Here is a 26,185-nt window from a genome sequence, read left to right on the forward strand (position 1 = left end):
ACTAGTTCGCCTTGATGTCGGCGCGTTTGACGACGGCGGCCCATTTGTCTATTTCGCTGTCGATCTTCTTCGCGAAGGTCTCGGGCGTGTTGGGCGTGGCGGGCGCGTAAAAGCCGGCCTGCTGGTACGACGCCTGCAACGCCGGACTGGCTAGCGCCTGGTTCAGCGCTTCGTTCAGGCGCGCGATGACGGGTTGCGGCGTGCCGGCGGGCGCCACCAGGCCGAACCACGATTCCACGTCAAACCCCGGCAACCCGGATTCCGCCAACGTGGGCACGTCGGGGGTGGACGGCAGGCGCTTGGGCGACGTGACGCCAATGGCGCGCAGCTTGCCGGCCTGCACATGCGGCAACGACGAGGGCAGGTTGTCGAACATGGAATCGACCTGGCCGCCCAGCAAGTCCGCCACGGCCGGGCCGCTGCCCCGATAAGGCACGTGCAGGATGTCGGTGCCGGTTTCCATCTTGAACAGCTCGCACGACAGGTGGATGGACGAGCCGCTGCCGGACGACGCGCAGGTCAATTTGCCGAGATGCGCGCGGGCATAGGCGATGTATTCCTGCACGGTCTTGACCGGCAGCTTGGGGTTCACGACCAGGATGTTCGGAATGGTCGCCACCATGCCCACGGGCTTGAAGTCTTTGACGAAGTTGTAGTTCAGCTGGCTGTACAGGCTGCGGTTGATCGTGTTGGCGATGGACCCCATGTACAGCGTGTAGCCGTCAGGCGCCGCGCGCGACACGATCTCGGCGCCGATGTTGCTGTTGGCCCCCGTCTTGTTTTCAACGACGAAGGTCTGGCCCAGCGCTTCCGATAGCGATTTGGCCATCAGGCGCGCAACGATGTCGGTGGCGCCGCCCGCTGCGTAGCCCACCACCAGGGTCACGGGCCGCTCGGGATAGGGCTTGGCGGCCAGTGCCGGGGCGCTGGCGGCCAGCGCGCTGGCTAGCGTTACCGCAACGGCGGCCAAGCGCCATGTCAATGCAGTCTTCATGTTTGTCTCCGTCCTGTTTTGTCTAATATTTGGACAGATCTTCGTCTGCCCGATTTCATATTGGGCTTTGATACAGGCGTCAGCAACGCAGGATGTCCAAAATATGAACAAACAGGAATCGGAGTCTTCGGGGCCCGTGGTTTTGCGCCGTGGGTTGCGGGTGTTGGGGGTGCTGCGCCAGGCCGGCGCGGGCGGCATGCACGTGGCCGACATTGCGCGCGCGGCGGCCATGCAGCGGTCTACCGCGTATCGGTATCTGGAGGTGTTGGTGCAGGAAGGCTATGCGCTGCGCGAGTCCGCGGCGCCTCGGTGGCGGATTGCGGAGCTGGGCGTCATGATGGCGGGCGATCCGCATGCGCAAGCGGTGCGCGGCCTGCGCCCGGTGCTGCGCCAGATCAGCGACGTGACCGGCGATTCGGCTTTTCTCATCTGCCGCGCGGCGAACGATTCGCTATGCCTGCATCGCGAAGTGGGCAATTACCCGGTGCAGGTGCTGGCGGTAACGGTGGGGCATCGTCAGCCCTTGGGAGTGGGGGCGGCGGGCTTGGCGTTGTTGGCGGCCTTGCCGCCGGCCGAGGCCGACGAAATGGTGGCCCAGAACGAGCAGGCGTTGCGCGCCTATGGCGGCATGACCGGCGTGCAGATGCGCCGCCTGGTCGAGAACACGCGGGACCGCGGCTGGTCGGTGGTGGGCAACGCCGCGGTGCCTGGGGTGTTGGGCGTGGGCGTTGCCGTGTGCGATGCGAGCGGCTATCCGCGCCTGGCGGTCAGCGTATCCAGCCTGATCGACCGGATGCAGGCCCCGCGCCAGCGCAGCATTGCGGAGCTGATCCGCAATCAGCTGGCGCAGGACGAGGTCAAGCCGCAGCCGGCGCCGGCGCGCGGTAGGTCTTCTGGTAGTGGACCGTGAACGTCTGGAACGCGGCCAGCGCCTTCTTGGGATCGTGGCCGGGCTTCACCAGGAAGCTGTTGAAGCCGACGCGCGCCTGATAGTGGATGGTGTCGATCATCACATCACCCACCGCGCGCAGCTCGCCCGTCCATTGGTACTGCGTGCGCAGCAGCTGCGCCAGCGAGTAGCCACGGCCGTCGGTGTAGACGGGGAAGTCCACGGCGATGAAGGCGATGCCGGCAGGGTTCAGGGTGCCATCGGGTTCGGCCAGATCACGCAGGTCGGCGTCGGCGCCCAGCAGCACGGCCACCGGATGCTGGTGGCGGCGCAGCGTGGCGCGCGAGGTCTTCCAGACGGACAGCGGCACAACCCAGCCGGGCTCGTCGGTTGGGACCTGGCCTTCGGCGGCCACTTCGGGTTCAGGCACAAACGGGCGCGAGGTATCGGCTTGCAGCTGGCCGTCGCGAATCAGGTGCGGGCCGGGGGCGTCGTGGGCGTAGAGGTCAGACATGAGCGGGCTCGGCGCTTTGTGCGGGTTTGGCGAAGGCGGGGTCAGCGTAGACGTCCTGCTTGAAGGGGTCGATGCCGACGCGGTCCACCACGTCGATGAAGCGTTCGATTTCGCTGTCGCGCAAACCGAGATAGGTGCGGATGAGGCGGTCGACGACACCCGGGACTTGGTCGCGGGCGAACGACGGGCCGATGATGCGGCCAACGGCCGCGCCGCCGCCGCGTGTGGATTCGAGATCGGGCAGGGGCTTCGCGCCACCGTTCTGACGGCCGCCCAGCGTGACCTGGTACCACTCTTCGCCGGCCTTATCGACACCCAAAATGCCGATGTGGCCCACGTGGTGGTGGCCACAGGAGTTGATGCAGCCCGAGATGTTCAGGTCGAGCTCGCCGATTTCGAACAGGTAGTCGAGGTCGTCGAATTGGCGCTGGATGGCTTCGGCCACGGGGATGGAGACGGCGTTGGCCAGCGCGCAGAAGTCTCCGCCCGGACAGGCGATGATGTTGGTCAGCAGGCCGACGTTGGGCGTGGCCAGGTTCAGCGCTTCCAGCTTCTGCCAGAGTTCGTGCAGGCGCGCGCGGCGCACGTCGGCCAGGATCAGGTTCTGCTCGTGCGATACGCGCAGTTCGCCGAAACCGTAGGCGTCGGCCAGGTCGGCCACGGCGTCCATCTGGTCGGCGGTGATGTCGCCCGGCGGCACGCCGGTGGGCTTGAGCGAAACGGTGACGGCGGCGTAGCCCGCGACCTTGTGCGCGTGCACGTTGGTGCGCAGCCAGCGCGCAAAGCGCTTGTCGTTGGCGGCCAGCGCGTCGGTGTTGTCGGCGTCGGTGGCGGCGGCCGCATCGTATTGCGGCCACACGAAGCGAGCCTTGATGCTGTCGACGAATTCCTGGGTGATGGTGTCGGGGCCGCCCTTGATCAGCTGCCACTGTTCATCGACCTGCTGCGCATAGACTTCGGGCGTCAGGTCCTTGACCAGGATCTTGATGCGCGCCTTGTACTTGTTGTCGCGGCGGCCATGCAGGTTGTAAACGCGCAGCGCGGCCTGCATGTAAGTCAGCAGGTCTTGCCATTCGACAAACGGGTTGATCAGCTTGCCGACGATGGGCGTGCGGCCCATGCCGCCGCCGACCCACACGCGAAAGCCCAGCTTGCCGTCGCGCTCAACGGCTTGCAGGCCGATGTCATGCACGCCGACCGCCGCGCGGTCTTGCACGGCGCCGCTGACGGCGATCTTGAACTTGCGGGGCAGGAAGGCGAATTCAGGGTGCAGCGTGGACCATTGGCGGATGATCTCGCACCACACCAGCGGGTCGACGAGTTCGTCCGGGGCCACGCCCGCGAAGTGGTCGGTGGTGGTGTTGCGGATGCAGTTGCCGCTGGTCTGGATGGCGTGCATCTGCACGGTGGCAAGTTCGGCCAGGATGTCCGGCACGTCTTCCAGGCGGGGCCAGTTGAACTGGATGTTCTGGCGCGTGCTGAAGTGGCCATAACCGCGGTCCCACTTGCGCGCAATGTGCGCCAGCGTGCGCAGTTGGCGCGAAGCCAGCATGCCGTACGGAATGGCCACGCGCAGCATGGGCGCGTGGCGTTGGATGTACAGGCCGTTCTGCAGGCGCAGAACGCGGAATTCATCTTCGGTGAGCTGGCCATCGAGGAAGCGGCGCGTCTGGTCGGCAAACTGCGCGACTCGCTGCTCGACAAGCTGCTGGTCGACGGGGTCATACACGTACATGTCTACTGCCCTTGAAGTCTTCTCGGTCTGAGCCCTTTGCGTCCGGCGCGAGGCGGCGGGAAAAGGGGATTCATAACCGTAACAGGCAGCAGATATCAGCGTCTAAGTCATTCTGGTAATAAGGAAATAAGGCCTCGGCGCAGGGGCCGTCGCGTCACAGCGCGGCGTTGACCGCCCAGCGTGCGACCAGCACCAGAATAATCACCAGCACCGCGGCCATCAGCAGCCCCGTCGCAATCAACGGTCCGGGTTTGTTGTTGGCGATGTCGGCGTCATAACCGCGGCCGCGCCGCACGCCGAAAAAGCCCCAGAGCACGGAGCGGACCGTGCGCAGGAAACTAAGCATATGCGCCTCCTGGCGGATGAGGGGAACTGGCACTGTAGGCGTTGCGGGAAGGCCCAAACAGATGCAGATTGGCTTCAAGCGACCGGATCAGAACCGGGCGCTGCCGGCGCGCCGATGCCGCGCACGATGTGCTCCAGCAATTCGCGCGCGGCGGGGGAAATGTGGCGGCCCGCGCGGCTCAGCACATGCAGGCTGCCCTGGTTCAGGATGGGGTTGGCCAGCGGCAGGCTGGCCAGGCGCTGGGCGCGCATGTCGGCGGTGACGGCGATGGGCGGCGTCAGCGCGTAGCCAATGCCGGTTGCGGCGAATTGCCACAGCGCCTTGAACGACGACGTCGTCAGCACGTTGCGCAGCCGCACCTGCTCGCTGATCTCGGCGGCCTGGATGTGTTGCCGCACGCCAAAACCTTCCTGCATCGACGCGCCGGGATAATCCGCCAGGTCGGTCAGCAGCAGGGGGCGGCCCAGCCGGGTCAGCGGATGGTCCTGGCGCACGATGGCGCGTATGGGTTCCGGGCGGGAATAGTGCGTGCGCAGGCGCGCGTCGGTGGGCGGCTGGAACACCAGTCCTATATAGGCGCGGTCATCCACGATGCGCTGCACGATCTCGGACGTGCGGGCGACATCGATGTCCAGCGTGACCTCGGGGTGATTGCGCCAGTACTCGGGCAGCACGCGGTCAAACATCAGTTCGACAAAGCCTTCGCCCAGCACCAGATCAATATGGCCGCGTTCCGCTTTGCGCAGGCTGTCGATTTCCGAGAAAAAGCTTTCCTGGATGTTCTGTTGCCGCTTCACGTAGCGGGCCAGGATGTGGCCGGCGTCGGTCGGCACCACGCCGCGGCCGCGCCGTTCGAACAGCGCCATGCCGCAATCGCGCTCCAGCGCGGCAATGGCGCGGCTGACGGCGGACGGGTCCATGTCCAGCACTTCGGCGGCGCCACGCACCGAGCCGCGGCTCATGACCTGCATGAAGTAATGGGTGCGGCGAGCGTCGAGTTTTTCGTCCATGGCGGGGCTCTGTCAGTCTGAGTGCGGCGGGAGATCCACAGTGCGTTCCTAGGGTTTACCCGTAAAATACGGCATCTCTTGCAAAATTTTCCCAGGAAAAGGCTGTGCGTTGCATTTTACGCAACGCTAATGCGCAGGTGGTGTCATGGTTGCCCCGAAGGCCCCCAGGCGAAAATCGCGCCTGCTGCCTCGGCGCGGCCGCTCTGCGTTGCCGCGCCCTACGAAAACTTATTCACGTTCATCAGGGGAATTCGATGTCTCACGCCAGCATGAGTCTGGCCGCGCCTTCCATGTCGCTAGCCGCACGCGTCCGCATGCTTGCCGCCATTTTGTTGGTGGTGGTCATTTCGGAAGCGATCGGCAGCGTCACCTTCGCGGTAGGCCCGGGCAAGATCGTTCTGCAACCGATGCTGTGGGCGATCTTCATCGGCGCCATCGTGGCCGCCTTCGGCCAACGGCTGCCGGAAGGCGCGGGCATCGACAAGGCCATGCAGACCCGCATCAGCGGCTATCTGCAATACGCGTTGCTGCCGTTCCTGGCCAAGCTGGGCCTGATGGTGGGCGGCGCGCTGCCGCAGGTGCGCGAAGCCGGCTGGGCGCTGGTGTTCCAGGAATTCGGCCACTTCTTTGGCACGATGGCCATCGGCCTGCCGCTGGCGCTGCTGCTGGGCATCAAGCGCGAAGCGATTGGCGCGACGTTCTCGGTGGGCCGCGAGCCCAGCCTGGCGATCATCGGTGAACGCTATGGCATGAATTCGCCGGAAGGCCGTGGCGTGATGGCCGAGTACATCACCGGCACCGTCATCGGCGCGCTGTTCGTGGCGCTGATGGCCGGCTTCATCACCAGCCTGAACATCTTCGATCCGCGTTCGCTCGCCATGGGCGCCGGCGTGGGCTCGGGCAGCATGATGGCCGCGGGCGTGGGCGCGATTGCGTCGCAGCAGACGCCGGAAATGGCGCACCAGGTGGCCGCGCTGGCCGCCGCCGCCAACCTGCTGACGACGGTGGTTGGCGTGTACTTCACGCTGTTCATCTCGCTGCCGACGACCATCTTCCTCTACGGCAAGCTGGAACCCGTGCTGGGCCGCTTCTCGCGCAGCAAGTCCGATGACGCCGTGGTGGACGCCAGCGTGTCGGAAGACGTGCCGGCCCACAACGCCAAGATGGGTTTTGGCGACCGCCTGACCGCCTATGTCATCTGCGGCCTGTTCGCGCTGGTGGGCAACCGCCTGGGCTACAACGTGCCGTTCATGGACGCGCTGCCGGGCATGGGCATCATCATTTCGCTGGTGGTGCTGACTGACCTGATCCTGCGCGTTGTGCCCAAGCTGCCGGCCGTGTTCGTGCTGTCGCTGATTGCGATGACCGCGGGCTGCCCGGGCGTGCTGCCTTACTCGGACCAGATCATTGCGCTGGTCGGCAAGGTCAACTTCCTGCCGTTCACGACGGTGATTCTGGCCATGGCCGGCCTGTCGATCCTGAAAGACCTGCCTGCCTTCCGCAAGCTGGGCTGGAAGATCGTGGTGGTGTCGCTGGCCGCCAATGCCGGCACGTTCCTGGGCGCCACGATGATCGCGGAATTCTTCCACTGATCCCGTTGCGTGTAAGCGCTACCGAGTAAAAAAGCCGCCTGTAAAACAGGCGGCTTTCTTTTGGGTGAACACGTTGCGCGGTCTGCGTGCGGAAAACCCCGTGCAGCGGCCCGTGGCGTCAGGGCTTGAACCCAGGCCGGTAGCGGGCATTGTCGGTGACGTTTTCGGTGGGGCCGATGTTGGCCACTGCTGGCACTGCAACGGCGGCCGCCTTCACGGCCACGGCGGTTTGCAGTTCCTGCACTTGCGGGTTGCCCATCGCAACGCGATAGGGCTGCAACGGCGTCAGGCCTTCGATGGTGCCCAGGTCATTGGCGCTGCCAGCGCGCTGGGCCGCCGGGTCGGGCAGGGCCGTGTAGTCGTCCACCGCGCGGCGCAGGCGCATGTCGGCATATTGGTCGCGCAAGACATCCAGATTGGGCAGGGGCGCTGCTGCCGGCACATGTGGCGTGGCGGCGGTGGCGCGTGCGTGTTGGGCAGTGACGCCAAAAGCATGGGAGGTGTTTCTTGCATCCGCCTCGCGGTTGCGGGCGATGCGCTGGGCTTCCCACGCCGCTTTCGCTTGCGCGCTGCGTTGGGCGTCGCGGACGGCGGCGTTCTTCGCCAGCCGTTCGGCTTCCCAGGTGGGGCGGGTATCGTCCACCAGCGGCACGCGCGCCGGGTAGGGCGCGGTAACGCGGGGGATGGGGGAGATCGCAGTCACGTTCATCCGTGCTCCCTGAGTGAGTGGGCCAGGACCCTTTCGGGGGTCCGGCCCGGGGCCGACGAGTTCAAAATTTACCGCGTTGCGAGCGCGGCGTCGTGTCAGCCCCTTGCACTAGGCGTCAAGGCGTAACCGGGGGCCAGGCTCACTTGCGAGCAGGGCCTGCCCCGGCGCCGGGCTTACTCGGAAGCCCTGGCGCAAGCGCTACGCGTCAGACCGGCGGCAGCGTCGATTGCATCGACGGGCGCGCGTTGAAGGTCTTGAACCATGCGGCAACGCCGGGGTGCGTGCTGCGCCAGTCGTAGCTGGCGTAACGGAAGTCCAGATAGCCCAGCGCGCAGCCGATGGCGATGGTGCCGATGTCCACGCGGCCGTCCAGGCGGGCCACGTCTTTTTCCAGATGGGCCAGGGCGTCGTGCGCCTTGCTCATCTGGCCGTCGACCCAGTCGCTCCAGCGCAGCGCTTCGGGGCGCAGCGCGGTTTCGTAGCGGGCCAGCAGCGCGGCGTCCATGACGCCGTCGCCCAGCGCCTGATCCGCCAGCGCCTGCCAACGGGCGCGGCCGCTTGGCGGGAACAGGCTGCCCCCGCCAAGGTCGTTCAGGTATTCGCAGATGACGCGGCTGTCGTACAGCACCTGGCCGTCGTCCGTGATCAAGGTGGGCACCTTGCCCAGCGGGTTGCTGGGAATGATGCTCTTGTCGCGGGCGACGGGGCCGGCGGCGCTGGGCAGTTGCTCAAGGCGTTCCGTCAGCCCCAGTTCGTGGGCAATGACCATGCATTTGCGCACGAAGGGGGAAGACGGCGAGAAAAACAATTTCATATCGGTCCTTGTCGGAGGCCAGGCAGTCTGGGAAGAAAGCGAAAAGCAGCCGCAAGCGTACCGGATATGCGCCTTATTCGGTGACGCCGGTTTCCAGGCAGGGGTTGAATTCGCCCGTTGCCGGATCGCGCAGGAACAGCACGCCCGTGGCCACGCCGAAGTACGTGCCGTGCAGTTCCAGTTCGCCGTTTTCGACACGGCGGCGGATGGACGGGAACGTCATCAGGTTGTTCAGGCTGTGTTCGACCACGGCCAGTTCCAGGCGCTTGAGCTTGGTCTGGCGGTCGCCGGTGCCGGGACCCAGGCGTTCAGCCATGGGTTCAATCTGCGACATCCACTTGCCGATGAAGTCGCCCTTGGACAGCGGCTTGGCGTCGTCGAAGAACGAGCGGATGCCGCCGCAGGACGCGTGGCCCAGTACGACGATGTGCTTGACGTTCAGGCCGTTGACCGCGAACTCGATCGCGGCGCTGGTGCCGTGATAGGACGATTCGGAATCCGGCTCACAGGGCGGCACCAGGTTGGCGACGTTACGCACCACAAACATTTCGCCAGGCCCGGCGTCAAAGATCACTTCAGGCGACACGCGAGAATCGCAGCAGCCAATGAGCAGGATTTCCGGGCTTTGCCCGATTTCAGCCAGTTTCTGATAGCGGCTGCTTTCCGAATGGAAACGGCCGCCCAGGAACGATTGATAGCCTTCGGTGAGTCTTTTAGGGAACATGGTCTTCACTTCCTAGTAACGAGGCCAGGCTTGCTGGCACGCCGACAGACGCAATAAGGGGCTTCGTTTGGAAGCCCCTGTTATCGAGTCGACAAGAAGAATTTTCCCATATTTGTCCCTACAACCCCCTGTCTAAACCCTGCTCGGCAAAGGGTTTTTTGCTTTTTCAGCGGTAACTTTATCGGAGGGAGCACGCCGCCCCAAGGCGGGGCAACCCCTGGTGGCGCTGGCTGTCCGCGGGGACCAGCGCTTATTGCGCCCTGACGTCCAGCACCGTCACCTTGGTGAATTGCAGCGGCGTCACCGCCTTGACCAAGCGGATCTGTCCCGGGGGAATCGGGCCGATCACGTCGTCGTTCACCCGGCCCACTTCGCGCCCTTGCGCGTCATAAAGCACGTAGGTCAGCACCGCGCTGGATACCGGGCGCCCCGACAGGTTGGCCAGCGACCCGGTGATGGTGGACATGTTGATGGTGGTATCGCGCACCGCTTGCACATTGCCTAGCGTGACGCCGTAAGTCAGGCTTTGCGCGCTGACGGCGCCGGACATGCCGGCAAGCAAGGCAAGGGAAGCAAGGGCAAGTTTCATGGCGGTCTCCTGTGTGCCGGCGTTGCGGCGCTTGACTGTCTGCGCCGCCGTTTGCGCCGTCCGCGCATCATGCGGACAGGCTTATCTCACTCCTTTCCGCGGCCGCGCACAACGGGGCAAAAGGATGAATCGGTAACAGGTTGCGTGGGTTGTTCCCAGATTCGTCGCCTAATGACAAGAATGCGTCGGAATGTCTCTAGATTGAGATCTTTACGCCCTGTCTTTTCTTAACTTTTCGATGCTTGCAGTGCGGGAGGGTTTGTTCGATGATGGCCGGGTCGGCACTGGGCCGGCGGCCCGTTTCAGGCACGTTCCCACGCAAGCGGGCGCTTAAACGCAAGGGAGAAACTCATGCTTTCCCGTACTAGCCAGTTGGCCTCGGCCATTGTGTTGTCCGCATGTTTTTTCGGGGCGTACGCCCAAACCCCCGCCGCGCCCGCGCCCGCCAAGACGCCCACGCCACAGCAGCAGCGCATGACCGAATGCAATAAGTCGGCCACCGGCAAGACGGGCGACGACCGCAAGGCCTACATGAGCTCCTGCCTGAAAGGCGAGGCGCCCGCGCCGGAAAAGAAGCTGACGCCGCAGCAGCAGAAAATGAAGGACTGCAACGCCAAGGCGGGTGATCAGAAGCTGACGGGCGATGCGCGCAAGACCTTCATGAGCACGTGCTTGAAGGGCTGATCGCGCGCGTTGCGTTCGCAGCGCATCGCCGCCCCAGGAACGCCTCGCAGGAGCCGGAACACACCCTGCCAGTTGTCGCCGGTTGTCCGCTCCGAAAAAAAAGCGCCAGACGAACAGTCTGGCGCTTTTTGCTTAGCCGTCCGGCTTACGCCGTGGCGATCGGCGTGACCGGCGAACCGATCGCATGCGGCAGGCGCAGCGGGGGCGCCGTCAGCATGAAGTGATGGCGGTCATTGGCGTACAGGAAGTCCGCCAGGTCCTTCAGATACCAAAGCTCCGCCAGCGGCAGGCCCAGTTTGAACAGGCAATGGTGGTGCAGCGGCAGCATCGCGCGCGGGCCGGTTTTTTCGCGGGCGGGGTAGGCCTCGACCGCGTAGTTGTCGGCGCAGATCGCGGCGATACCGCTGTCCGTGATCCATTGCAGCAGCGCTGCGTCCGTGCCATCCAGCGCCGCGCCGTACGTGTGCAGCACGTCGGGGTCCGGCGTGCCGTTCATGGCGACGACGGCTTCGGCGTAGCCCGTGCGCAGCACCAGCATGTCGCCGGGTTCAACGCTGATGCCATCCGTTTCCAGCACATGCATCAGCTCGGCGTGGCCGATCAGCGTGCGGCCCGGGCCGTAGTGGCGGAACAGGTCCACCAGCACGCCGCGCCCTTGCATGCCTTTCTGCGCCAGGTTTTCCACCCCCAGCTTCAACGCCGCGGACGGCCCGCCGCTGTTGCAGCCGCAGCCGGTGTGATCACCATCGGCGGGGCCGACGACATCCACGCCCGCCTGGAAGCCGTTGTAGTAGCGCAGTTCAGCCGTGCCATCACCATCAGCGTCAAACAGCGCGCCTACGTGCGCCAGCGCATCCCACTGCGTGGAGTACTGCATCGACAGCAGCACCTGATCATCGCTCAGCACGTCCAACGCATCCGGGTTGACGTTCTTCAACGGAAAGTTCAGGTAGGGCGTGTCAGCCAGTTTCGTCGGGCTCAGTTGCGGCGGATGGCGGCGCGGGTTGAGCACGTTGCCGCCGGGCAGGTCCAGCGGCAGCGACAGGCAGAAGGTCTTGCCCGCGCGGATTTCGCGCGCGCCCTTCAGCACTTGTTCTTCGGTGATGAGGTTCAGGCGGCCGAGTTGGTCGTCAGGCCCGAAGTCGCCCCAGTTGGAGCCTTCAGGCCGGTGTTTCCAGCGCTGCATGCGGTTACTCCGTCAGGAAGTCGACGACCGCGCGGGTGAAGGCTTCCGGTTGCTCCCAGTTCGAAATGTGGGAGGTGTTCAGTTCGACATAGCGCGCGCCGGCAATGGCGGCGGCAAGTTCGCGGCCTTGAGCGGGCGTTGCCGCCAGGTCGTGCGTGCTGCTGATGACGAGCGTGGGCGCGGTGATGGCGGACACTTGCTCGCGGTAGTCGGCGTCGCGCAGCGCGGCGCAGTTGGCCGAGTAGCCGGCGTCCGGCGTGCGGCGCAGCATATCGATCAGCACTTGCGTCAGGCCCGGTTCGGCGGCGCGGTAATCATCGGTCAGCCAGCGTTCGACAAGCGTGGGCGCCATCTTTTCCAGCGTCTGATCGGCAATGGCGGCGATGCGGGTGCTCCAGCCTTCGGCCGAGCCGATGCGTGCGGCGGTGTTGCACAGGATCAGCTTGCCAACTAGCTCCGGGTGCGCCAGCGCCAGCGCGATGCCGGTCGGGCCGCCCATGGACAGGCCGCAGAAATGCGCGCGCTTGATGTTCAGATGCGCCAGCAGCTCGGCGACATCGCCCGCCAGTTGCGCAAAGGTGTATTCGCCATCGGGAATCGACGACTTGCCGTGGCCGCGGGTGTCGTAGCGCAGCACGCGGAAGTGCTTGGTCAGTTCGGGAATCTGGCGGGCCCACATGTCGGAGCAGGTGCCCAGCGAATTGGAGAGCACGAGCACCGGCGCGTCGGCGGGGCCATCGATGACGTAGAACAGCCGTGCCTGGCTGAGTTCGGCGTAAGCCATGTGGGAATACCTCGGATAAGACAGCGGCCGCGTGAGGGGCGGCCGCTAGGGGATTACAGGTGGCAGGTGCCGTCGACGTAGGCTTTGCGCCAGCGCGTGATGGTCACGCGGTCGAACAGATTGGCTTGCGAGAACGGGTCGGCGTCGATGAACTGTTGCGCGGCTTCGCGCGTGTCCAGGTCAACGATGTACAAACCGCCGCCCGCATCCTTGCCGTCGTCTTGCAGCTTGGCGCCGCAGGCCAGCAGCAGCTGCTTGTTGGCGTCCAGGTACTCAAGATGCGCCGCGCGATGTTGCTGGCGCACTTCCTGGTGGTTGGGCTTGTCGAAGGTTTCGATGATGTAGGGCATGGAAGGCTCCGGTCAGATCGCCGACGGGTGGCGCGCCAGCGCCGTGACGTTGATGTCCATGTACGGGAACAGCGGCAAGGACGCCAGCAGCGTGTGCAGTTCGTCGTTGCTTTCGACGTCGAAGATGCTGACGTTGGCGTAACGGCCCACCACGCGCCACAGCTCTTTCCACTTGCCGTCGCGTTGCAGCTGCTGCGCCAGGGCCTTTTCGTCGGCCTTCAGTTTGTCGGCGCGTTCGGCCGGCATGTCGACGGGCAGATTGACTTGCATTTGAACCATGAACAACATGAGTGTTTCTCCTGATCAGCGGGAAAATTTCAGCGGCAGGCCGGTCAGGGCCAGCAGCTCGTCGGCGGTGACGTCGCCGAACATATCGATGACGGTCACGCCGTCTGCGCGAATGTCGAACACGGCCACGTCCGTGTACACGCGCGACACGCAGCGCACGCCGGTCAGCGGATACGTGCACGCGTCGACCAGCTTGCTCTGGCCTTCGCGCGTTTGCAGTTCCATCATCACGAAGACGTCTTTGGCGCCGATGGCCAGGTCCATCGCGCCGCCCACGGCGGGGATGGCGTCGGGCGCGCCGGTGTGCCAGTTGGCCAGGTCGCCGTGTTGCGACACCTGGAAGGCGCCCAGCACGCAGATGTCCAGATGGCCGCCGCGCATCATCGCGAACGAGTCGGCGTGGTGGAAGAACGAGCAGCCGGGCAGCTCGGTCACGGGTTGCTTGCCGGCGTTGATCAGGTCGTAGTCTTCTTCGCCCTTGGCCGGCGCGGGGCCCATGCCGAGCATGCCGTTTTCGGTATGCAGGATGACTTCGCGGTCGGCCGGCAGGTGGTTGGCGACGAGCGTGGGCAGGCCGATGCCCAGGTTGACGTAGGCGCCTTCAGGAATGTCCTGGGCGACGCGGGCGGCGATCTGATCGCGGGTCAGTTTGGTGCTCATTGCTGCTCCTTGGCGTCGATCTCGACGACGCGCTGCACGAAGATGCCGGGGGTGACGACGGTTTCGGGGTCCAGCGTGCCCAGCTCGACGACTTCACGCACTTGCGCCACGGCCACGCGTGCGGCGCTGGCCATGATGGGGCCGAAGTTGCGGGCGGTCTTGCGGTACACCAGGTTGCCCCAGCGGTCGCCGCGTTCGGCCTTGATCAGCGCGTAGTCGGCATGCAGGGGATATTCCAGCACGTAGTGGCGGCCGTTGATTTCGCGGACTTCCTTGCCATCGGCCAGCGGGGTGCCGTAGCCGGTGGGCGAGAAGAACGCGCCGATGCCGGCGCCGGCGGCGCGGATGCGCTCGGCCAGGTTGCCTTGGGGCACCAGTTCCAGTTCCAGCTTGCCGCTGCGGTACAGGCCGTCGAAGATCTGCGAGTCCGCCTGGCGCGGGAACGAGCAGATGATCTTGCGTACGCGGTTCGCGCCCAGCAAGGCGGCAAGGCCCGTAGTGCCATTGCCGGCGTTGTTGTTGATGATGACCAGGTCTTTCGCGCCCTGTTCGAGCAGGGCGTCGATCAATTCCATGGGCTGGCCGGCAGTGCCGAAGCCGCCAATCATGACGGTGGCGCCGTCGGGTACGTCCGCCAGGGCGGCCGCCGCGCTTGCAACAAGCTTAGAGATCATGATGTTCGCTCATAGGTGGCGTGTCATAATTTGTTCTTCATTAGAACTTTCGTTCTTCTGAAGAACATCGTTTCATGGGGACCGCATAGCGTCAAGGCAAGCCCGCGAGCTGCCATCCCCACCGTGATTGCGTTGCCTTGCATGGCAACGGATGGCTCGCCAGCGGCGAGCTTTTTACTCTTGGGACCAGACGGATGGCCGAGCTTGACCCCCAGCAACCCAGCGACAGCTACGTGCAATCTTTCGCACGCGGCCTGTCGGTGATCCGGGCGTTCGGCCCAGACCGTTCGCAGATGACGCTGTCGGAAGTGGCGGCCGTGACGGGGCTGACCCGCGCCGGCGCGCGCCGCATTCTGCTGACACTGGAACACCTGGGCTACGTCACCGTCGAAGACCGCAAGTTCGCCCTGACGCCGCGCATTCTGGAGCTGGGCTACGCCTATCTGTCTGGCACGCCGTTGTGGAACCTGGCGCTGCCCTACATGGAAGAAGTGGCCGAGCAGACGCGCGAATCCTGCTCCGTGTCGGTGCTGGAAGGGGCAGACATCGTCTACATCCTGCGCCTGTCCACGCACAAGGTCATGACCATCAACCTGGCCGTGGGCAGCCGGCTGCCCGCCTGGGTGACGTCGATGGGCCGCGTGCTGTTGGCCGGCCTGCCGGAAGCGGAGCTGGACCGCGTGCTGGCCATGAGCCAGATCCAGCCCTACACGGCCGACACGGTCGCCAACATTGCCGAGTTGAAGCGCGTGCTGGCCGGCGTGCGCGCCGATGGCTACGCCTGCGTCGCGCAGGAACTGGAACCGGGCTTGCAGTCGGTGGCGGTACCCATCATTGACCGCAGCGGCCGGGTGATCGCCGCGATGAATGTCAGCGGGCATTCCAACCGCTTTTCGCGCGAGGCCATGCTGGCGGCGTTTTTGCCGCCCTTGCGCCACGCCGCCGACCAGATCAACCACGCGCTGCTGCGCCGCTAGACCACGCGGGCGGCGGGACGCAAGACGCGTCCGGGCAAGGGGTTGAAAGAGGGGCTCGGCGGTCATGGCGGCTGCGCTCAGATCGGGGCGACACCCAACGTCGTGCCGCCGCACACATACAGCATCTGGCCCGTCACGAAACCATTGTCGGGCGACAGGAAGAACATCGCGGCGCGCGCCACGTCTTCCGGCGTGCCAAGGCGCTTGACGACGATGCTGTTGATGATGCGTTCGGTCTGCGGTGCGCCGGCCGGGTTGCTCTTGGTGAAGAGGTCGGTGGCGATGGGGCCGGGGCCGATGGCGTTGACGGTGATGCCGTCGCCGCCCAGCTCCATGGCCAGCGTGCGCGTCAGGCCCACCAGGCCGGCCTTGGTTGCCGAATAGACCACGCGGTCCGGCTTGCCCAGCGCGGCGCGCGACGACATGTTCACGATGCGGCCAAAGCCGGCTTCGCGCATGGCGGGCAGCGCCGCTTGCACCAGGATCAGCGCGGTGCGCAGATGCAGGTTCACCACATAGTCCAGATCCGCCAGGGTGGCCGTGTCGGCCGTGCCGGGACGCGTCGCGCCAGCGTTGTTCACCAGGCCCACGATGTTGTAGGCGCGGGTGACTTCGCTGGCGACTTCCTTCGTGCGCGCTTCATCGGTCAGATCGGCCTGATACGACACCAGCCCCGCCGGCGGATTCTCGGGCAGCTTGTAGTCAATGTTGACCACCTTGTGGCCCGCATCCAGCAGCATGCGGATGATGGCGGCGCCAATCCCGGCGCTGCCGCCGGTGACGAGATACGCAGTCGGTTTGCTCATATCAATTCCTGTCTGTTCGATGAAAACGCGGGCGATCAGTGCGTGGCGTAGCCCCAGGCCAGCACGGCGGTGATGTGGATCACGCCCACCCACAGCATCATGATGACGGTGTAGCCCATGACGTCGCGCAGCTTCAGCTTCGACAAGGCCAGCGCCGGCAGAATCCAGAAGGGTTGCACCAGATCGTTCCAGGCGTTGCCCAGCATGACGGCCATGGTCGTCTGGTTCATGGCGCTGCCGATTTCCTTGGCGGCGTCGATCATGAACGGACCCTGGATGACCCAGTGGCCGCCGGCGGACGGGGCGAAGAAGTTGATGAAGAACGAGCTGATCAGGCCCCAGAACGGCAGCGTGGCGGGCGTGGCGAAGTCAACGAACACTTGCGAGATCGACGTCACCAGACCAGAGGCGGCCATGATGGCCATGATGCCGGCGTAGAACGGGTATTGCAGGATGATGCCCGAGATCGTCTTGATGCCTTCGGTCAGCTTGGCCACGTAGGCGGCCGGCGTGCCCAGCAGGATGATGCCCAGGAACAGGATGATGAAGTTGATCAGGTTCAGGTCCAGCGAGCCGCCGTCCATGAAGTGGAACGTGACGTAGGCGATGCCCAGCGCGCCGATCAGCATGCTCAGGATGCGGCTGTTGTTCAGCTTCGAGGCGATGGTGCCCTTTTCCAGCATGTCTTCGGCGGCGGAGGACGTGTTGGCGTCGCGGTCGATGCCCGGGTCCACTTCAACGATCTTCTCGCCCTTCTTCGGGTGCAGCCATGCGTTAAGCAGCGGCAGCGTGATGATGATGACCAGGCTGGTGATCAGCATGGGCACCGAGAAGATGGTTTCCGACAGCGGGATGGTGCCCATCTGCTTGGCGGTCGGGTGGCCCGGCGTGGCGACCAGCACGGGGATGCTGGCGGACAAGCCCAGGCCGTACATGGTGAAGCCGCTATACGCTGCGGCGATGATCAGCGGGTAGTGCACGCCCTTGACCTTCAGCGCCAGCTTCTTGGCGACGATGCCGCCGATGACCAGGCCAAAGCCCCAGTTCAGGTAGCTGCCCACGCCGCCGACCAAGGTCGCGACGATGATGGCGGTGTGCGGCTTGTGCACGTGGCTGACGATGCGGTTGAGCAGGCGGTCAGTCAGCGGCGCGGTGGCCAGCACGTAGCCCATGGCCAGAATCACGGCCATCTGCGTCGTGAAGGCCAACAGGCTCCAGAAGCCCTTGCCCCAGGCGCGGGTGACGTCGCCGATGCTCTGGCCTTCGATGCCCATGGCAAGCAGCACGGTGAGCAGCGTCAGCGCGATCGCGAAAACGAAAGGATCGGGCAGATACTTGCGCATCAGCTCGGTAAAGAATGAAGCCAATTTATTCATGGTGCCTCCAACAACTCCGTAGGCGGGTTCTCTTGTGTCGTGTCCGGTCCGGCATCGGGTGGCGATGCCGGGCGTGGATCGACGTCTGGTTTTCTTTGTGTGGTTGGGCTCGTGGCCCGATGGCGCGGTTGGCGGTTGCCCCCGCGCCTTATCTTTTGGGAATGCTTGGGGGCGCGGTCAGGCGTCGCCGGCTTTGCGGTTCAGCCACGCGGCCAACTCGCCAAGCGTGGCGCTTTTCTCGCGCAGCACGCGTTCGCGGCGTTCGGGGCTCCAGGTGTAGAAGCCCTGGCCGCTCTTGGCGCCGATCTGGCCGCTGTCGACTTTGCTTTTCAGCAGGTCCGACGGTTCGGTGCGGTTTTCCAAATCTTTGTACAGGTAGCTGGCGATGGCGTAGTGCACATCGATGCCGTTCATGTCGCGCTGCTCCAGCGGGCCGGACAGGGCCAGGCGGATGCCAAGGCTCCACTTGACCACTTCGTCGATGTCTTCGGCGCTGGCCACGCCTTTTTCCAGCAGCGAGATGGCTTCGCGCGCCAGGGCGTGCTGGATGCGGTTGGCGATGAAGCCGGGAATGTCCTGGCGCACCAGCACGGGCCGTTTGCCAGCAAAGCGCAGCGTGGCCATGACCTGGCCGACGGTGGCTTCCGAGGTGTCGTCGTTACGGACGACTTCGACCAGCGGGATGACGTCGGCGGGGGTGAAAAAGTGCGTGCCCACGAAACGGTCGCGGCGCGTGACGGCGCTGGCGATGGCGTTGATGGACAGGCCTGATGTGTTGGTGGCGAACAGCGTGTGCGCGGGGCAAAGAGCGTCAAGCTTGGCGAAGATGCCGCGCTTGAGTTCCAGGTTTTCCGGCACGGCTTCGATGACCAGATCGCAGCTGGCGGCGGCTTCCAGGGCCGGTTCCAGGCGGATGCGCTGGATGGCTTCCTGAACGTTGCCGGGGGCGTAGACGTTCAATTGGCGGTCGATGGTTTTCAAGGCGCGCTCAAGGGCGCCTTCCATCGGATCGATCAGGACAATGTTCAGTCCCTTCGAGGCGAATAACGCGGCGATGCCGCTGCCCATGGCGCCTGCGCCGATGACGGCGAGATTCTTGAGGGGAGTATCCATGTGGTTCGCTCGATGCTGCCATGCAGTCGGGCACGCGGGGGAACCAGGGTGATCTCTGTCTCGTCCTGAGGTGCCTTTCTGTGCGGCGGGGCCAGAAAAATCGATTTGTTCTATATACGAACATTTGTGCGTGTATAGAATTTCTGGAAGGAATAGTACTAAAAGTTGCCGGGGGTGGACAAATGGGGGATTGGCGGTGTTCGTCTGGTGGACGGGGGCGAGGAGGCGGCTGGGCTACCAGCCAGGCCGCTTGTGTTGCGGGCGGGGTGGGTTATTGAGCCGCCTGGCGTGGAGGCGGCTCTTCCGAAAGAAATGCAGTCTGACACCGGCAGGCGACACCGGCAGCGAAGTGCGCGCCGCCTACCGCCTCTTCACCCTGAATTGCGCAATCCCGCCGCGATGCCGTTGATCGTCAAATGAATCGCGCTTTGCACGCGTTTGTCGACTTCCGCGTCTGGATGCTTTTGCGCCGCGCGGTGGCGGCGGATCAGGTCGATCTGCAAATAATTCAGCGGGTCGATATACGCAAACCGCTCGCGCAGCGAGTCTTGCAGCATGGGGTTGTCGGCCAGCAGTTCGCGTTGCGTCAGCAGCTTCAGCATTTGCAGCGTGCGGCCGTGTTCGGCGCTTATGGCGCCGAAGACGCGTTCGCGCAGCGCGCGTTGCGGAACGAGTTGGGCGTAGCGCGCGGCGATGGCCAGGTCGGATTTGGCCAGCACCATTTCCATGTTCGACAAGAGCGTGCGGAAAGCGGGCCAGTCGCGCGCCATCTCGCGCAGCTGGGCCAGGCGGCTGCGGCGCGAACGGGGGGCGTCGGGGGCGCCGGTTTCCAGATAGGCCTCGATGGCGGAACCCATGCCGTACCAGCCGGTCAGCATCAGCCGGCATTGCGCCCACGAAAAGCCCCAGGGAATGGCGCGCAGGTCTTCGATGCGCTGGCCTTTTTTGCGCGAAGCCGGGCGCGAACCGATGTTCAGGCCGGCGATTTCGCTGATGGGGGTGGCGGCGAAGAAGTACTCGGCAAAGCGCGGGGTGTCGTAGACCAGGCCGCGATACGTGCGCTGCGCGGTGTCTGACATGAATGACATGGCCGGGCCGTGTTGCGCCATGTGTGCGTCTTCGGCGCTGGTGGCTTCGGCGCGCGGGGCCAGGCTGGATTCCAGCGTGGCGGCAACCAGCAGTTCCAGGTGCCAGCGGCCGACTTCGGCGTCCTTGTATTTGCTTTGGATGACTTCGCCTTGTTCGGTCAGGCGGATCTGGCCGGCCACAGTGCCGGGGGGCTGAGCCAGGATGGCGTCAAAGCTTGAGCCGCCGCCGCGTCCCACCGAGCCGCCACGGCCGTGGAACAGGCGCAGCCGCACGTTGCGCGACGAGAACACGTCGACCAGCGCGCGTTCGGCCTGATACAGCGACCAGTTCGACGTGAGGAAGCCGCCGTCCTTGTTGCTGTCGGAATAGCCCAGCATGACTTCCTGCGCGCCGTTTTGCGCCTGCTTCACGCGCTGGCGGACTTCGGGCAGGTCGAGCCAGGCGGCCATGATGTCGGCGCCGCGTTGCAAGTCGGGAATGGTTTCGAACAGCGGCACGACCATCAAGCCGTCTTCGGCCGCAATGTCCTGGCCGGCGGGGGCGATCAGGCCGGCTTCCTTTTGCAGCACCATCACTTCCAGCAGGTCGCTCAGGGTTTCGGTGTGCGACACGATGGTCTGGCGCACGGCCTGTTTGCCGTAGCGGGCGCGGCCGGCGGCGGCGGCGCGCAGCACGGCCAGTTCGCGGGTGGTGTCTTCGCTGTAGGCGATCCACGGGGACGCGAGCGGGCGGGCTTGCGCCAGTTCGGTGCGCAAGAGGGCCACGCGTTCGTCTTCGTTTAACGCCAGGTAGTCGAGCGCTTTGCCGTCGTGCTGTGTGCCGGCGCGTTCGAAGAGTTCAGCCAGTACGCGTTCGTGCACGTCGGAGCTTTGGCGCAGGTCGACGGTGGCCAGGTGAAAGCCGAACACTTCCACGGCTTGTTGCAGGCCGGCCAAGCGCAGTTTGGCGATGGGCGCGCCGTGGTGCGCGGCAAGCGATGCGGCGATGGTGGCCAGGTCGGCGGATAGTTCTTGCGGCGCTTGATACGCAGGCGCGGCGACGGTGCTGCGGCGGGCCAGGTTTTGCCCGGTCAGCCCTTGCGCCGTGGCGGCAAGCCGGGCGTAGACGCCGACCAGCGCGCGGCGGTAGGGTTCGTCGCTGCGGTGGGGGGAGTCATCGCCGCTGCTGTCGGCCAGCGCCAGCAATTCGGCGTCGGCCGAGATCAGCAGCGTGGTGATCGACAGTTCCGCACCCAGCGCGTGGACCTCTTGCAGATAATGTTCGAACAGCACGGTGGCTTGGCGCAGCAGCGCGCGTTCCAGCGTGCTGGCGTCCACGTTCGGGTTGCCGTCGCGGTCGCCGCCAATCCAGCTGCCCATGCGCAGAAAGGGTTCCAGCGGCGGGGGCGGCGCGGCAAACGGCTTGGCGGGTTCGCGGTTCAGCAGTTTGGACAGGTCGGCGTAGACGCGCGGGATGACGGTAAGAAAGGTGCTGCGGTAGTACGACAGCGCGTTTTCAATTTCGTCGGCCACGGTCAGGCGCGTGTAGCGCAGCATGCGGGTCTGCCACAACGTGGCGACGCGGCCAAGCAAGGCCGCATCCAGATCGGCGAGCTCTTGCGGCGTCAACGGGACGTCGCGCTGGGTCAGCGCGGTGGCGATTTCACGATGCACGTCCAGCGTGCTTTTGCGTTGCACTTCAGTCGGGTGTGCGGTCAGCACCGGCACGACGCAGGCGTCGGCCAGCCAGCGGCGGATGCGGGCAACGCTGACGCCCTGGCTCGCCAGCGTCTGCACGGCGTCGCGCAGGCTGCCGCGCGCGGCGGTGTCGTCGATCAGGGCGCGGGCGCGTTGGCGGCGGTTCTGGTCGCGGTCTTCAGCGATGTTGGCCAGGTGCAGAAAGTAGCTGAAGGCGCGCGCAACCGAGTTGGGGTCGGTGCCTTGCAGGCGCTTGACGCGCTGCTCCAGCAGTTTGCTGTCGGCGTCGATGCCTTCGCGCCGGAACTTCACGGCGGTGCGCCGAAGCGTTTCGATGGTGTCGAAAACGCGTTTGCCTTCGCATTCCTCAATGACGGTGCCTAACAGGCGGCCTAGTAGCCGGATATCGTGACGCAAGGGTTCTGCTGAATCGGACTGCGGGCGCATGGCATTCATCGGGCGGGGGTATCCGTCTGGCGGCTGAGGAAAGGGATGGGCGTGACGATGGGCGTTGCTGATAAACCGGGAAATAAGACGAATCTGATTTTACGCAGCGTTCCTTACGGGAAAGGCGCTGTGCTCGGTTAAAGTTCAAGGTCTCCCTTCGTCTTTCTAGAAGCCCCCTTTATGCAAAATCATCAACGTCGCGCGCTCGTGCTGTTTTCGGGCGGCCAGGATTCCACGACTTGCCTGGCGTGGGCGCTGGAGCGCTATGCCCATGTGGAGACGGTGGCGTTTGATTACGGTCAGCGTCATCACATTGAACTGTCGGCGCGGCTGAATGTGCTGCGCGAGATTCGGGCGAATTTTCCGGACTGGGCGCCGCGGTTGGGCGAAGACCACCTGCTGGACCTGAAGGTGCTGGGGCAGGTGGGCGATACCGCCATGACGAGCGATCGCGCGATCGAGATGCAGGCCAATGGCTTGCCGAACACGTTTGTGCCGGGGCGCAATCTGCTGTTCCTGACGCTGGCCGCGGCGCTGGGGTATCGGCGTCAGCTGGATGTGCTGGTGGGCGGGATGTGCGAGACGGATTTTTCCGGCTACCCCGATTGCCGGGACGACACGATCAAGGCGCAGCAGGTGGCGCTGGGGTTGGGCTTAGGTTCACGCGTGACGATCGAAACGCCGCTGATGTGGATTGATAAGTCCGAGACGTGGGCGCTGGCGTATCAGTTGGGCGGCGACGCGTTGGTGGAGACGATCGTTGAGGAAAGCCATACGTGTTATCTCGGCGAGCGGGGGGCGCGGCATGACTGGGGGTACGGATGCGGTGAGTGTCCGGCTTGTAAGTTGAGGAAGATTGGGTGGGAGAAGTGGGTGGTGAGCAGCGTTGCTGAGGGGTGAGGTTTTTGAGGTTGTGATTTTGGGTTCTGGGTTCTGGGTTCTGGGTTCTGATCTTGCGTTCATTTGACGCCTGGGGCGTCGGCGGCCTGCGGGGCGCGGGGCAACGATCGCGGTCCGGAGCCTTCGCTCCGGACTTCCCCCTTGTCATCGTCGTTGTCGCCTTTGGCGACTGCCTTCCGATTCCCTCGGGCTTATCGACGCCCCGCGCCCCGCAGGCCGCCGACACCCCAGGCTTCGTTAGCGGCCATCGGACGTCAGCTGGGGCGATCGGCTTGCTTAGGGTGCTACTCACCGGTGGGGTGAGTGAGGAATATCTTGCGGGGCCCGCCCCATGCCGGCCGCGCCGGCGGCCTCGTGGGGCTTACGCGGTGTCTGGCGTCGGGGGGATGGCGCTTCGCATTTCGCGACTTATTACTGTTCCTGGCCGAATTCATGCTCTCGCATCCACCCGCCCAATAAACTCCCATCGCAATGTAAACGCGGCCGCCGCAATGGCTGCCGCTAGCACCATTGATATCGCCATCGCGGTCGACGCGCCGTGGGTATCGATGACGAAGGCGTACGCCACCGGCGCCGTCGCGGTGAGCAGGAAGCTGGGGATCAGCAGTGCGCCTACCAAGGCTCCGTAGCTGCGGAAATCGAACAGCGCCAGCGGCAGCGTGCCGCGAGTGATGGTCAGCAGGCCGTTGCAAGCGCCGTAGAGCAGGGCGTAGGCTGCGGTGGCGTAGAGGTTGCCGCGCGATAGCAGCGCCAGCAAAAAGCACAGTGGCAACAGGGCGGTGACGGCCAGGGTCAGCGTCAGCGGGTGCAGCCTTGATCCCAGCATCACGTCGGCGACGCGGGCGGTGAATTGGCCTACGCCCCATAGCGCGGCGACGGTGACGGCGGCGGCGCTGGCCAGGCCCAGCCCTGACAGTAGCGAGATCAAATGGGCGGCGTTGCCGGCGGCAAGGAAGTTGGTCAGCATGGCGATCACGGCGTACAGGGTGCCGGCGAGCCGCCGTTCCGTGGGCGTGCGGGTAAGGCCGGTGCTGGTCTGTTTCGCGGTGGAGGCGGAGGCGGTGTAGCGGCCGCGCGGCAGCGCCAGGTAGAGCGGCACGGTGGCCAGCGCCAGGGCGGCGTAGACGACGACCGCGCCGCGCCAGCCCAGCGCGTCTGATAGCGCGTGGCCCACTGGCCACATCACGGTGGACGCCAAGCCGCCGAACAGCGTGATCTGCGACATGGGGCGGCGCGCGGTGGGGCCGGCGGCGCGGGCGAGCGAGGCGAAGGCGGCGTCGTACAGGCAGAGGCGCATGCCGAGGCCCAGCAGCAGCCAGGCCATGAAATACACCGGCACGTGGTGCGCGGCGGCAAGCAACGCGCAACCCAAGGCGGCGATGACGGCGCCCACCGGCATGACGCGGTGGCCGCCCCAGCGGTCAACTGCCGCGCCGGCCAGTGGCGACACCAGCGCCATGGTCACGATGGCGGCCGAGAAGCCGCCGTAGACGGTGGCGGCGTTCCAGCCCAGGTCGGCCGTCATGGCGGGGCCCAGCGCGCCGATCAGGTAGAACGTAACGCCCCAGCCGATCAGTTGCGTCAGGCCCAGGCAGACGATGGCGCGGGGGGCAATCACGGCCGTTGCGGCGGTGTGGTGTCGCCTTCGCCCAGGCTGCGTTGCATGAGGACGGTGTCGCGCCATTCGCCGTGCTTGTGGCCCACGGATCGCAGCGTGCCGACCGGATGAAAGCCTTGGGCGGCGTGTAGCGCCAGCGATGCCGCGTTGCGGCTGTCACCCACCACGGCCAGCATCTGGCGCCAGCCGGCGGCGGTGCAGCGTTCGATCAGCGCGGCCAGCAGCTTGCCGCCGATGCCCAGGCCCGCGCGGCCCGCTTTGACGTAGACGGAATCTTCGACGGTGTGGCGGTAGGCGGGGCGCGGGCGGTATGCCGTCACGTAGCCGTAGCCCACGACTTCGCCATTGATCTCGGCGACCAGATACGGCATTTCCTTTTCCAGCACGCCCGCGCGGCGCGTGCGCATTTCCGAGATGGACGGCGGGTCCAGTTCGAATGAGGCGGTGCCGTGTTCGACGTGGTGCGCGTAGATGGTCTTGATGGCGGGCAGGTCGGCTTCCGCGCTGTCGCGGATGAGGATGGTGGGGGTGTTGGGCGACATGAAAAGGGCCGGCGAGGTCTAGGGGGAAGGGCAAAGCAGCAGCCGCCAGTGTGGAGCAAGTGCTGGCATTAATAAAGCTTTGGTCTGTTATCGTTTTTATAAGAAAAACTTTGGGTAGACGCCATGCGAGGCCTGAACCTGGACCACCTGCGCACCTTTGCGCTGGTGGTGGAACTAGGCAGCTTTTCCGCCGCCGCCGAGCGGGGCGGCGTGACGCAGCCCGCCGTCAGCTTGCAGATCCGTCAGCTGGAACGGCGCTTCGGCTTGAAGCTGGTCGAGCGCATTGGCCGCCGCGCCGGGCCGACCGCGGCGGGGCTGGAGTTGCTGACGCACATCCGCGTGATCGACGCCGCTTTGGCGCAGGCCGAGCAGGCGATGACGGCGCATGCGTCGCAGGTGTCTGGCCGAATCCGGCTGGGCACGGGCGCCACCGCCTGCACGTATTTGCTGCCGCCCGTGCTGGCGGAGTTGCGCCGCCGCTTTCCTGCGCTGGACGTCGTGGCCAGCACCGGCAATACCGCCGACATGCTGCGCGCCCTGGAGAACAACACGCTGGACATGGGGCTGGTGACCTTGCCCGCGCCCGGCCGCATGTTTCAGGTCACCCCCGTGATGGAGGACGAGTTTGTGGCGATCTTTCCCGCAAGTGACCCGGGCGGCATTCCCGCCGTGGTCACGCCGCAGACGTTGGCGCTGCGTCCGCTGGTGCTGTTCGAGCCGGGCGCCCGCACGCGCCGGCTGGTGGATGATTGGTTTGAGGCGGCGGGTGTCGCCGCCAAGCCCGTCATGGAATTGGGCAGCACGGAAGCCATGAAAGAGATCGTGGCGGCGGGCCTGGGTTGCGCGGTGTTGCCCAAGCTGGCCGTGAGCGCTGCGGGCCAGCGCGATGCGCTGGTGGTGCGGTCGCTGACGCCGCGGTTGTCGCGCGATCTGGCGATCGTGCTTCGGCGAGACAAGCCGCTCAGCCATGGCCTGCGCCATTTGCAAGAGGCGTTGCTGGCGCTGCGCGCCTGAACGCATCGCCTCGCCCTGCACGAATCACCGAGAACATTTCATGCCTTCCTCCCCGCCGCCAGCCCGCAAGCCAGCCCGCAAGCCA

27 protein-coding genes are annotated in these 26,185 nt (G+C 65.3%); 6 read left to right on the plus strand and 21 right to left on the minus strand.

All coding sequences use genetic code 11. The features are described from left to right. Position 1: 1 nt before the first annotated feature. Entirely contained in the window at positions 2-994 is a 993-nt protein-coding gene (locus ACFZAI_RS02060) for a tripartite tricarboxylate transporter substrate binding protein (RefSeq protein ID WP_391565351.1), read from the minus strand. A gap of 103 nt (positions 995-1,097) precedes the next feature. Here ACFZAI_RS02060 and ACFZAI_RS02065 point away from each other — a divergent pair, with 103 nt between their 5' ends. Continuing rightward, positions 1,098-1,904, plus strand: coding sequence for an IclR family transcriptional regulator (locus ACFZAI_RS02065; protein ID WP_391565352.1), 807 nt, complete (start codon positions 1,098-1,100; stop codon positions 1,902-1,904). Here ACFZAI_RS02065 and ACFZAI_RS02070 read toward each other — a convergent pair. The 4 genes from ACFZAI_RS02070 to ACFZAI_RS02085 all read right to left on the minus strand — a co-directional run bounded on the left by ACFZAI_RS02070 (position 1,852) and on the right by ACFZAI_RS02085 (position 5,488). Beyond that, complete coding sequence (locus ACFZAI_RS02070; protein WP_391565353.1) at positions 1,852-2,397, minus strand: DUF934 domain-containing protein; 546 nt, start codon at positions 2,395-2,397, stop codon at positions 1,852-1,854. The genes ACFZAI_RS02065 and ACFZAI_RS02070 overlap by 53 nt on opposite strands. Next, positions 2,390-4,132: a nitrite/sulfite reductase gene (locus tag ACFZAI_RS02075; protein ID WP_391565354.1), complete on the minus strand. Its 1,743-nt coding sequence runs from the start codon at positions 4,130-4,132 to the stop codon at positions 2,390-2,392. The genes ACFZAI_RS02070 and ACFZAI_RS02075 overlap by 8 nt, the downstream gene beginning before the upstream one ends. A gap of 154 nt (positions 4,133-4,286) precedes the next feature. After that, a complete protein-coding gene (locus ACFZAI_RS02080; RefSeq protein WP_391565355.1) occupies positions 4,287-4,478 on the minus strand; it encodes a DUF2970 domain-containing protein in 192 nt (63 codons plus the stop codon). Between the two features lie 74 nt (positions 4,479-4,552). Next, positions 4,553-5,488: a LysR family transcriptional regulator gene (locus ACFZAI_RS02085; RefSeq protein ID WP_391565356.1), complete on the minus strand. Its 936-nt coding sequence runs from the start codon at positions 5,486-5,488 to the stop codon at positions 4,553-4,555. 254 nt (positions 5,489-5,742) lie between these two features. Here ACFZAI_RS02085 and ACFZAI_RS02090 point away from each other — a divergent pair, with 254 nt between their 5' ends. After that, positions 5,743-7,080 carry a DUF3100 domain-containing protein gene (locus ACFZAI_RS02090; RefSeq protein ID WP_391565357.1) on the plus strand — a complete coding sequence of 446 codons (1,338 nt, stop codon included), beginning with the start codon at positions 5,743-5,745 and terminating at the stop codon, positions 7,078-7,080. A gap of 118 nt (positions 7,081-7,198) precedes the next feature. Here ACFZAI_RS02090 and ACFZAI_RS02095 read toward each other — a convergent pair whose 3' ends face one another. The 4 genes from ACFZAI_RS02095 to ACFZAI_RS02110 form a co-directional block, all read right to left on the minus strand. After that, complete coding sequence (locus tag ACFZAI_RS02095; RefSeq protein WP_391565358.1) at positions 7,199-7,789, minus strand: hypothetical protein; 591 nt, start codon at positions 7,787-7,789, stop codon at positions 7,199-7,201. A gap of 205 nt (positions 7,790-7,994) precedes the next feature. Then, on the minus strand, positions 7,995-8,603 hold the full coding sequence (locus ACFZAI_RS02100) for a glutathione S-transferase (protein WP_391565359.1): 609 nt from the start codon (positions 8,601-8,603) through the stop codon (positions 7,995-7,997). Between the two features lie 73 nt (positions 8,604-8,676). After that, positions 8,677-9,327, minus strand: a complete 651-nt coding sequence (locus ACFZAI_RS02105; RefSeq protein ID WP_391565360.1) for a carbonic anhydrase — start codon at positions 9,325-9,327, stop codon at positions 8,677-8,679. Positions 9,328-9,577: 250 nt separating this feature from the next. Further along, positions 9,578-9,916, minus strand: coding sequence for an FxLYD domain-containing protein (locus tag ACFZAI_RS02110; RefSeq protein WP_391565361.1), 339 nt, complete (start codon positions 9,914-9,916; stop codon positions 9,578-9,580). 351 nt (positions 9,917-10,267) lie between these two features. Here ACFZAI_RS02110 and ACFZAI_RS02115 point away from each other — a divergent pair, with 351 nt between their 5' ends. Next, a complete protein-coding gene (locus ACFZAI_RS02115) occupies positions 10,268-10,600 on the plus strand; it encodes a PsiF family protein (RefSeq protein ID WP_391565362.1) in 333 nt (110 codons plus the stop codon). 145 nt (positions 10,601-10,745) lie between these two features. Here ACFZAI_RS02115 and ACFZAI_RS02120 read toward each other — a convergent pair whose 3' ends face one another. From ACFZAI_RS02120 to ACFZAI_RS02145, 6 genes are read right to left on the minus strand one after another with little or no spacing between them, the layout of a single operon-like run. Then, on the minus strand, positions 10,746-11,786 hold the full coding sequence (locus tag ACFZAI_RS02120) for a cyclase family protein (RefSeq protein ID WP_391565363.1): 1,041 nt from the start codon (positions 11,784-11,786) through the stop codon (positions 10,746-10,748). Between the two features lie 4 nt (positions 11,787-11,790). Continuing rightward, on the minus strand, positions 11,791-12,570 hold the full coding sequence (gene pcaD, locus ACFZAI_RS02125; RefSeq protein WP_391565364.1) for a 3-oxoadipate enol-lactonase: 780 nt from the start codon (positions 12,568-12,570) through the stop codon (positions 11,791-11,793). A 53-nt stretch (positions 12,571-12,623) separates the two neighbouring features. Beyond that, positions 12,624-12,920, minus strand: coding sequence for a YciI family protein (locus ACFZAI_RS02130; protein ID WP_006216052.1), 297 nt, complete (start codon positions 12,918-12,920; stop codon positions 12,624-12,626). 12 nt (positions 12,921-12,932) lie between these two features. Beyond that, on the minus strand, positions 12,933-13,208 hold the full coding sequence (catC, locus tag ACFZAI_RS02135; RefSeq protein WP_006227165.1) for a muconolactone Delta-isomerase: 276 nt from the start codon (positions 13,206-13,208) through the stop codon (positions 12,933-12,935). A 15-nt stretch (positions 13,209-13,223) separates the two neighbouring features. Beyond that, complete coding sequence (locus ACFZAI_RS02140) at positions 13,224-13,868, minus strand: 3-oxoacid CoA-transferase subunit B (protein ID WP_391565365.1); 645 nt, start codon at positions 13,866-13,868, stop codon at positions 13,224-13,226. Further along, entirely contained in the window at positions 13,865-14,542 is a 678-nt protein-coding gene (locus tag ACFZAI_RS02145; protein ID WP_054427034.1) for a 3-oxoacid CoA-transferase subunit A, read from the minus strand. The genes ACFZAI_RS02140 and ACFZAI_RS02145 overlap by 4 nt, the downstream gene beginning before the upstream one ends. A gap of 194 nt (positions 14,543-14,736) precedes the next feature. On the opposite strand from ACFZAI_RS02145, the gene ACFZAI_RS02150 reads away from it, so the two are divergent. Next, entirely contained in the window at positions 14,737-15,519 is a 783-nt protein-coding gene (locus tag ACFZAI_RS02150; protein ID WP_391565366.1) for an IclR family transcriptional regulator, read from the plus strand. Between the two features lie 77 nt (positions 15,520-15,596). Here the strand turns inward: ACFZAI_RS02150 and ACFZAI_RS02155 are convergent, their stop codons facing one another. From ACFZAI_RS02155 to ppc, 4 genes are all read right to left on the minus strand, one after another. Then, positions 15,597-16,325 carry an SDR family NAD(P)-dependent oxidoreductase gene (locus ACFZAI_RS02155; protein WP_391565367.1) on the minus strand — a complete coding sequence of 243 codons (729 nt, stop codon included), beginning with the start codon at positions 16,323-16,325 and terminating at the stop codon, positions 15,597-15,599. Positions 16,326-16,360: 35 nt separating this feature from the next. Then, positions 16,361-17,701 (minus strand): short-chain fatty acid transporter, encoded by a 1,341-nt coding sequence (locus ACFZAI_RS02160; RefSeq protein WP_391565368.1) that lies wholly within the window; start codon positions 17,699-17,701, stop codon positions 16,361-16,363. A gap of 177 nt (positions 17,702-17,878) precedes the next feature. Further along, positions 17,879-18,814 carry a 3-hydroxyacyl-CoA dehydrogenase family protein gene (locus ACFZAI_RS02165; protein WP_391565369.1) on the minus strand — a complete coding sequence of 312 codons (936 nt, stop codon included), beginning with the start codon at positions 18,812-18,814 and terminating at the stop codon, positions 17,879-17,881. Between the two features lie 371 nt (positions 18,815-19,185). Then, positions 19,186-22,035, minus strand: coding sequence for a phosphoenolpyruvate carboxylase (gene ppc / locus ACFZAI_RS02170; RefSeq protein WP_391565370.1), 2,850 nt, complete (start codon positions 22,033-22,035; stop codon positions 19,186-19,188). Positions 22,036-22,206: 171 nt separating this feature from the next. On the opposite strand from ppc, the gene queC reads away from it, so the two are divergent. Then, entirely contained in the window at positions 22,207-22,926 is a 720-nt protein-coding gene (gene queC / locus ACFZAI_RS02175) for a 7-cyano-7-deazaguanine synthase QueC (protein ID WP_391565371.1), read from the plus strand. A 430-nt stretch (positions 22,927-23,356) separates the two neighbouring features. Here queC and ACFZAI_RS02180 read toward each other — a convergent pair whose 3' ends face one another. Beyond that, positions 23,357-24,544: an MFS transporter gene (locus ACFZAI_RS02180; protein WP_391565372.1), complete on the minus strand. Its 1,188-nt coding sequence runs from the start codon at positions 24,542-24,544 to the stop codon at positions 23,357-23,359. Beyond that, on the minus strand, positions 24,541-25,086 hold the full coding sequence (locus ACFZAI_RS02185; RefSeq protein ID WP_391565373.1) for a GNAT family N-acetyltransferase: 546 nt from the start codon (positions 25,084-25,086) through the stop codon (positions 24,541-24,543). Before ACFZAI_RS02185 ends, ACFZAI_RS02180 begins: the two co-directional genes overlap by 4 nt. A gap of 123 nt (positions 25,087-25,209) precedes the next feature. On the opposite strand from ACFZAI_RS02185, the gene ACFZAI_RS02190 reads away from it, so the two are divergent. After that, a complete protein-coding gene (locus ACFZAI_RS02190) occupies positions 25,210-26,100 on the plus strand; it encodes a LysR family transcriptional regulator (protein WP_391565374.1) in 891 nt (296 codons plus the stop codon). Positions 26,101-26,185 lie beyond the last annotated feature (85 nt).

The organism is Achromobacter sp. NPDC008082 (genome assembly GCF_042957345.1).
GTDB classification, from domain to species: domain Bacteria; phylum Pseudomonadota; class Gammaproteobacteria; order Burkholderiales; family Burkholderiaceae_B; genus Achromobacter; species Achromobacter kerstersii_A.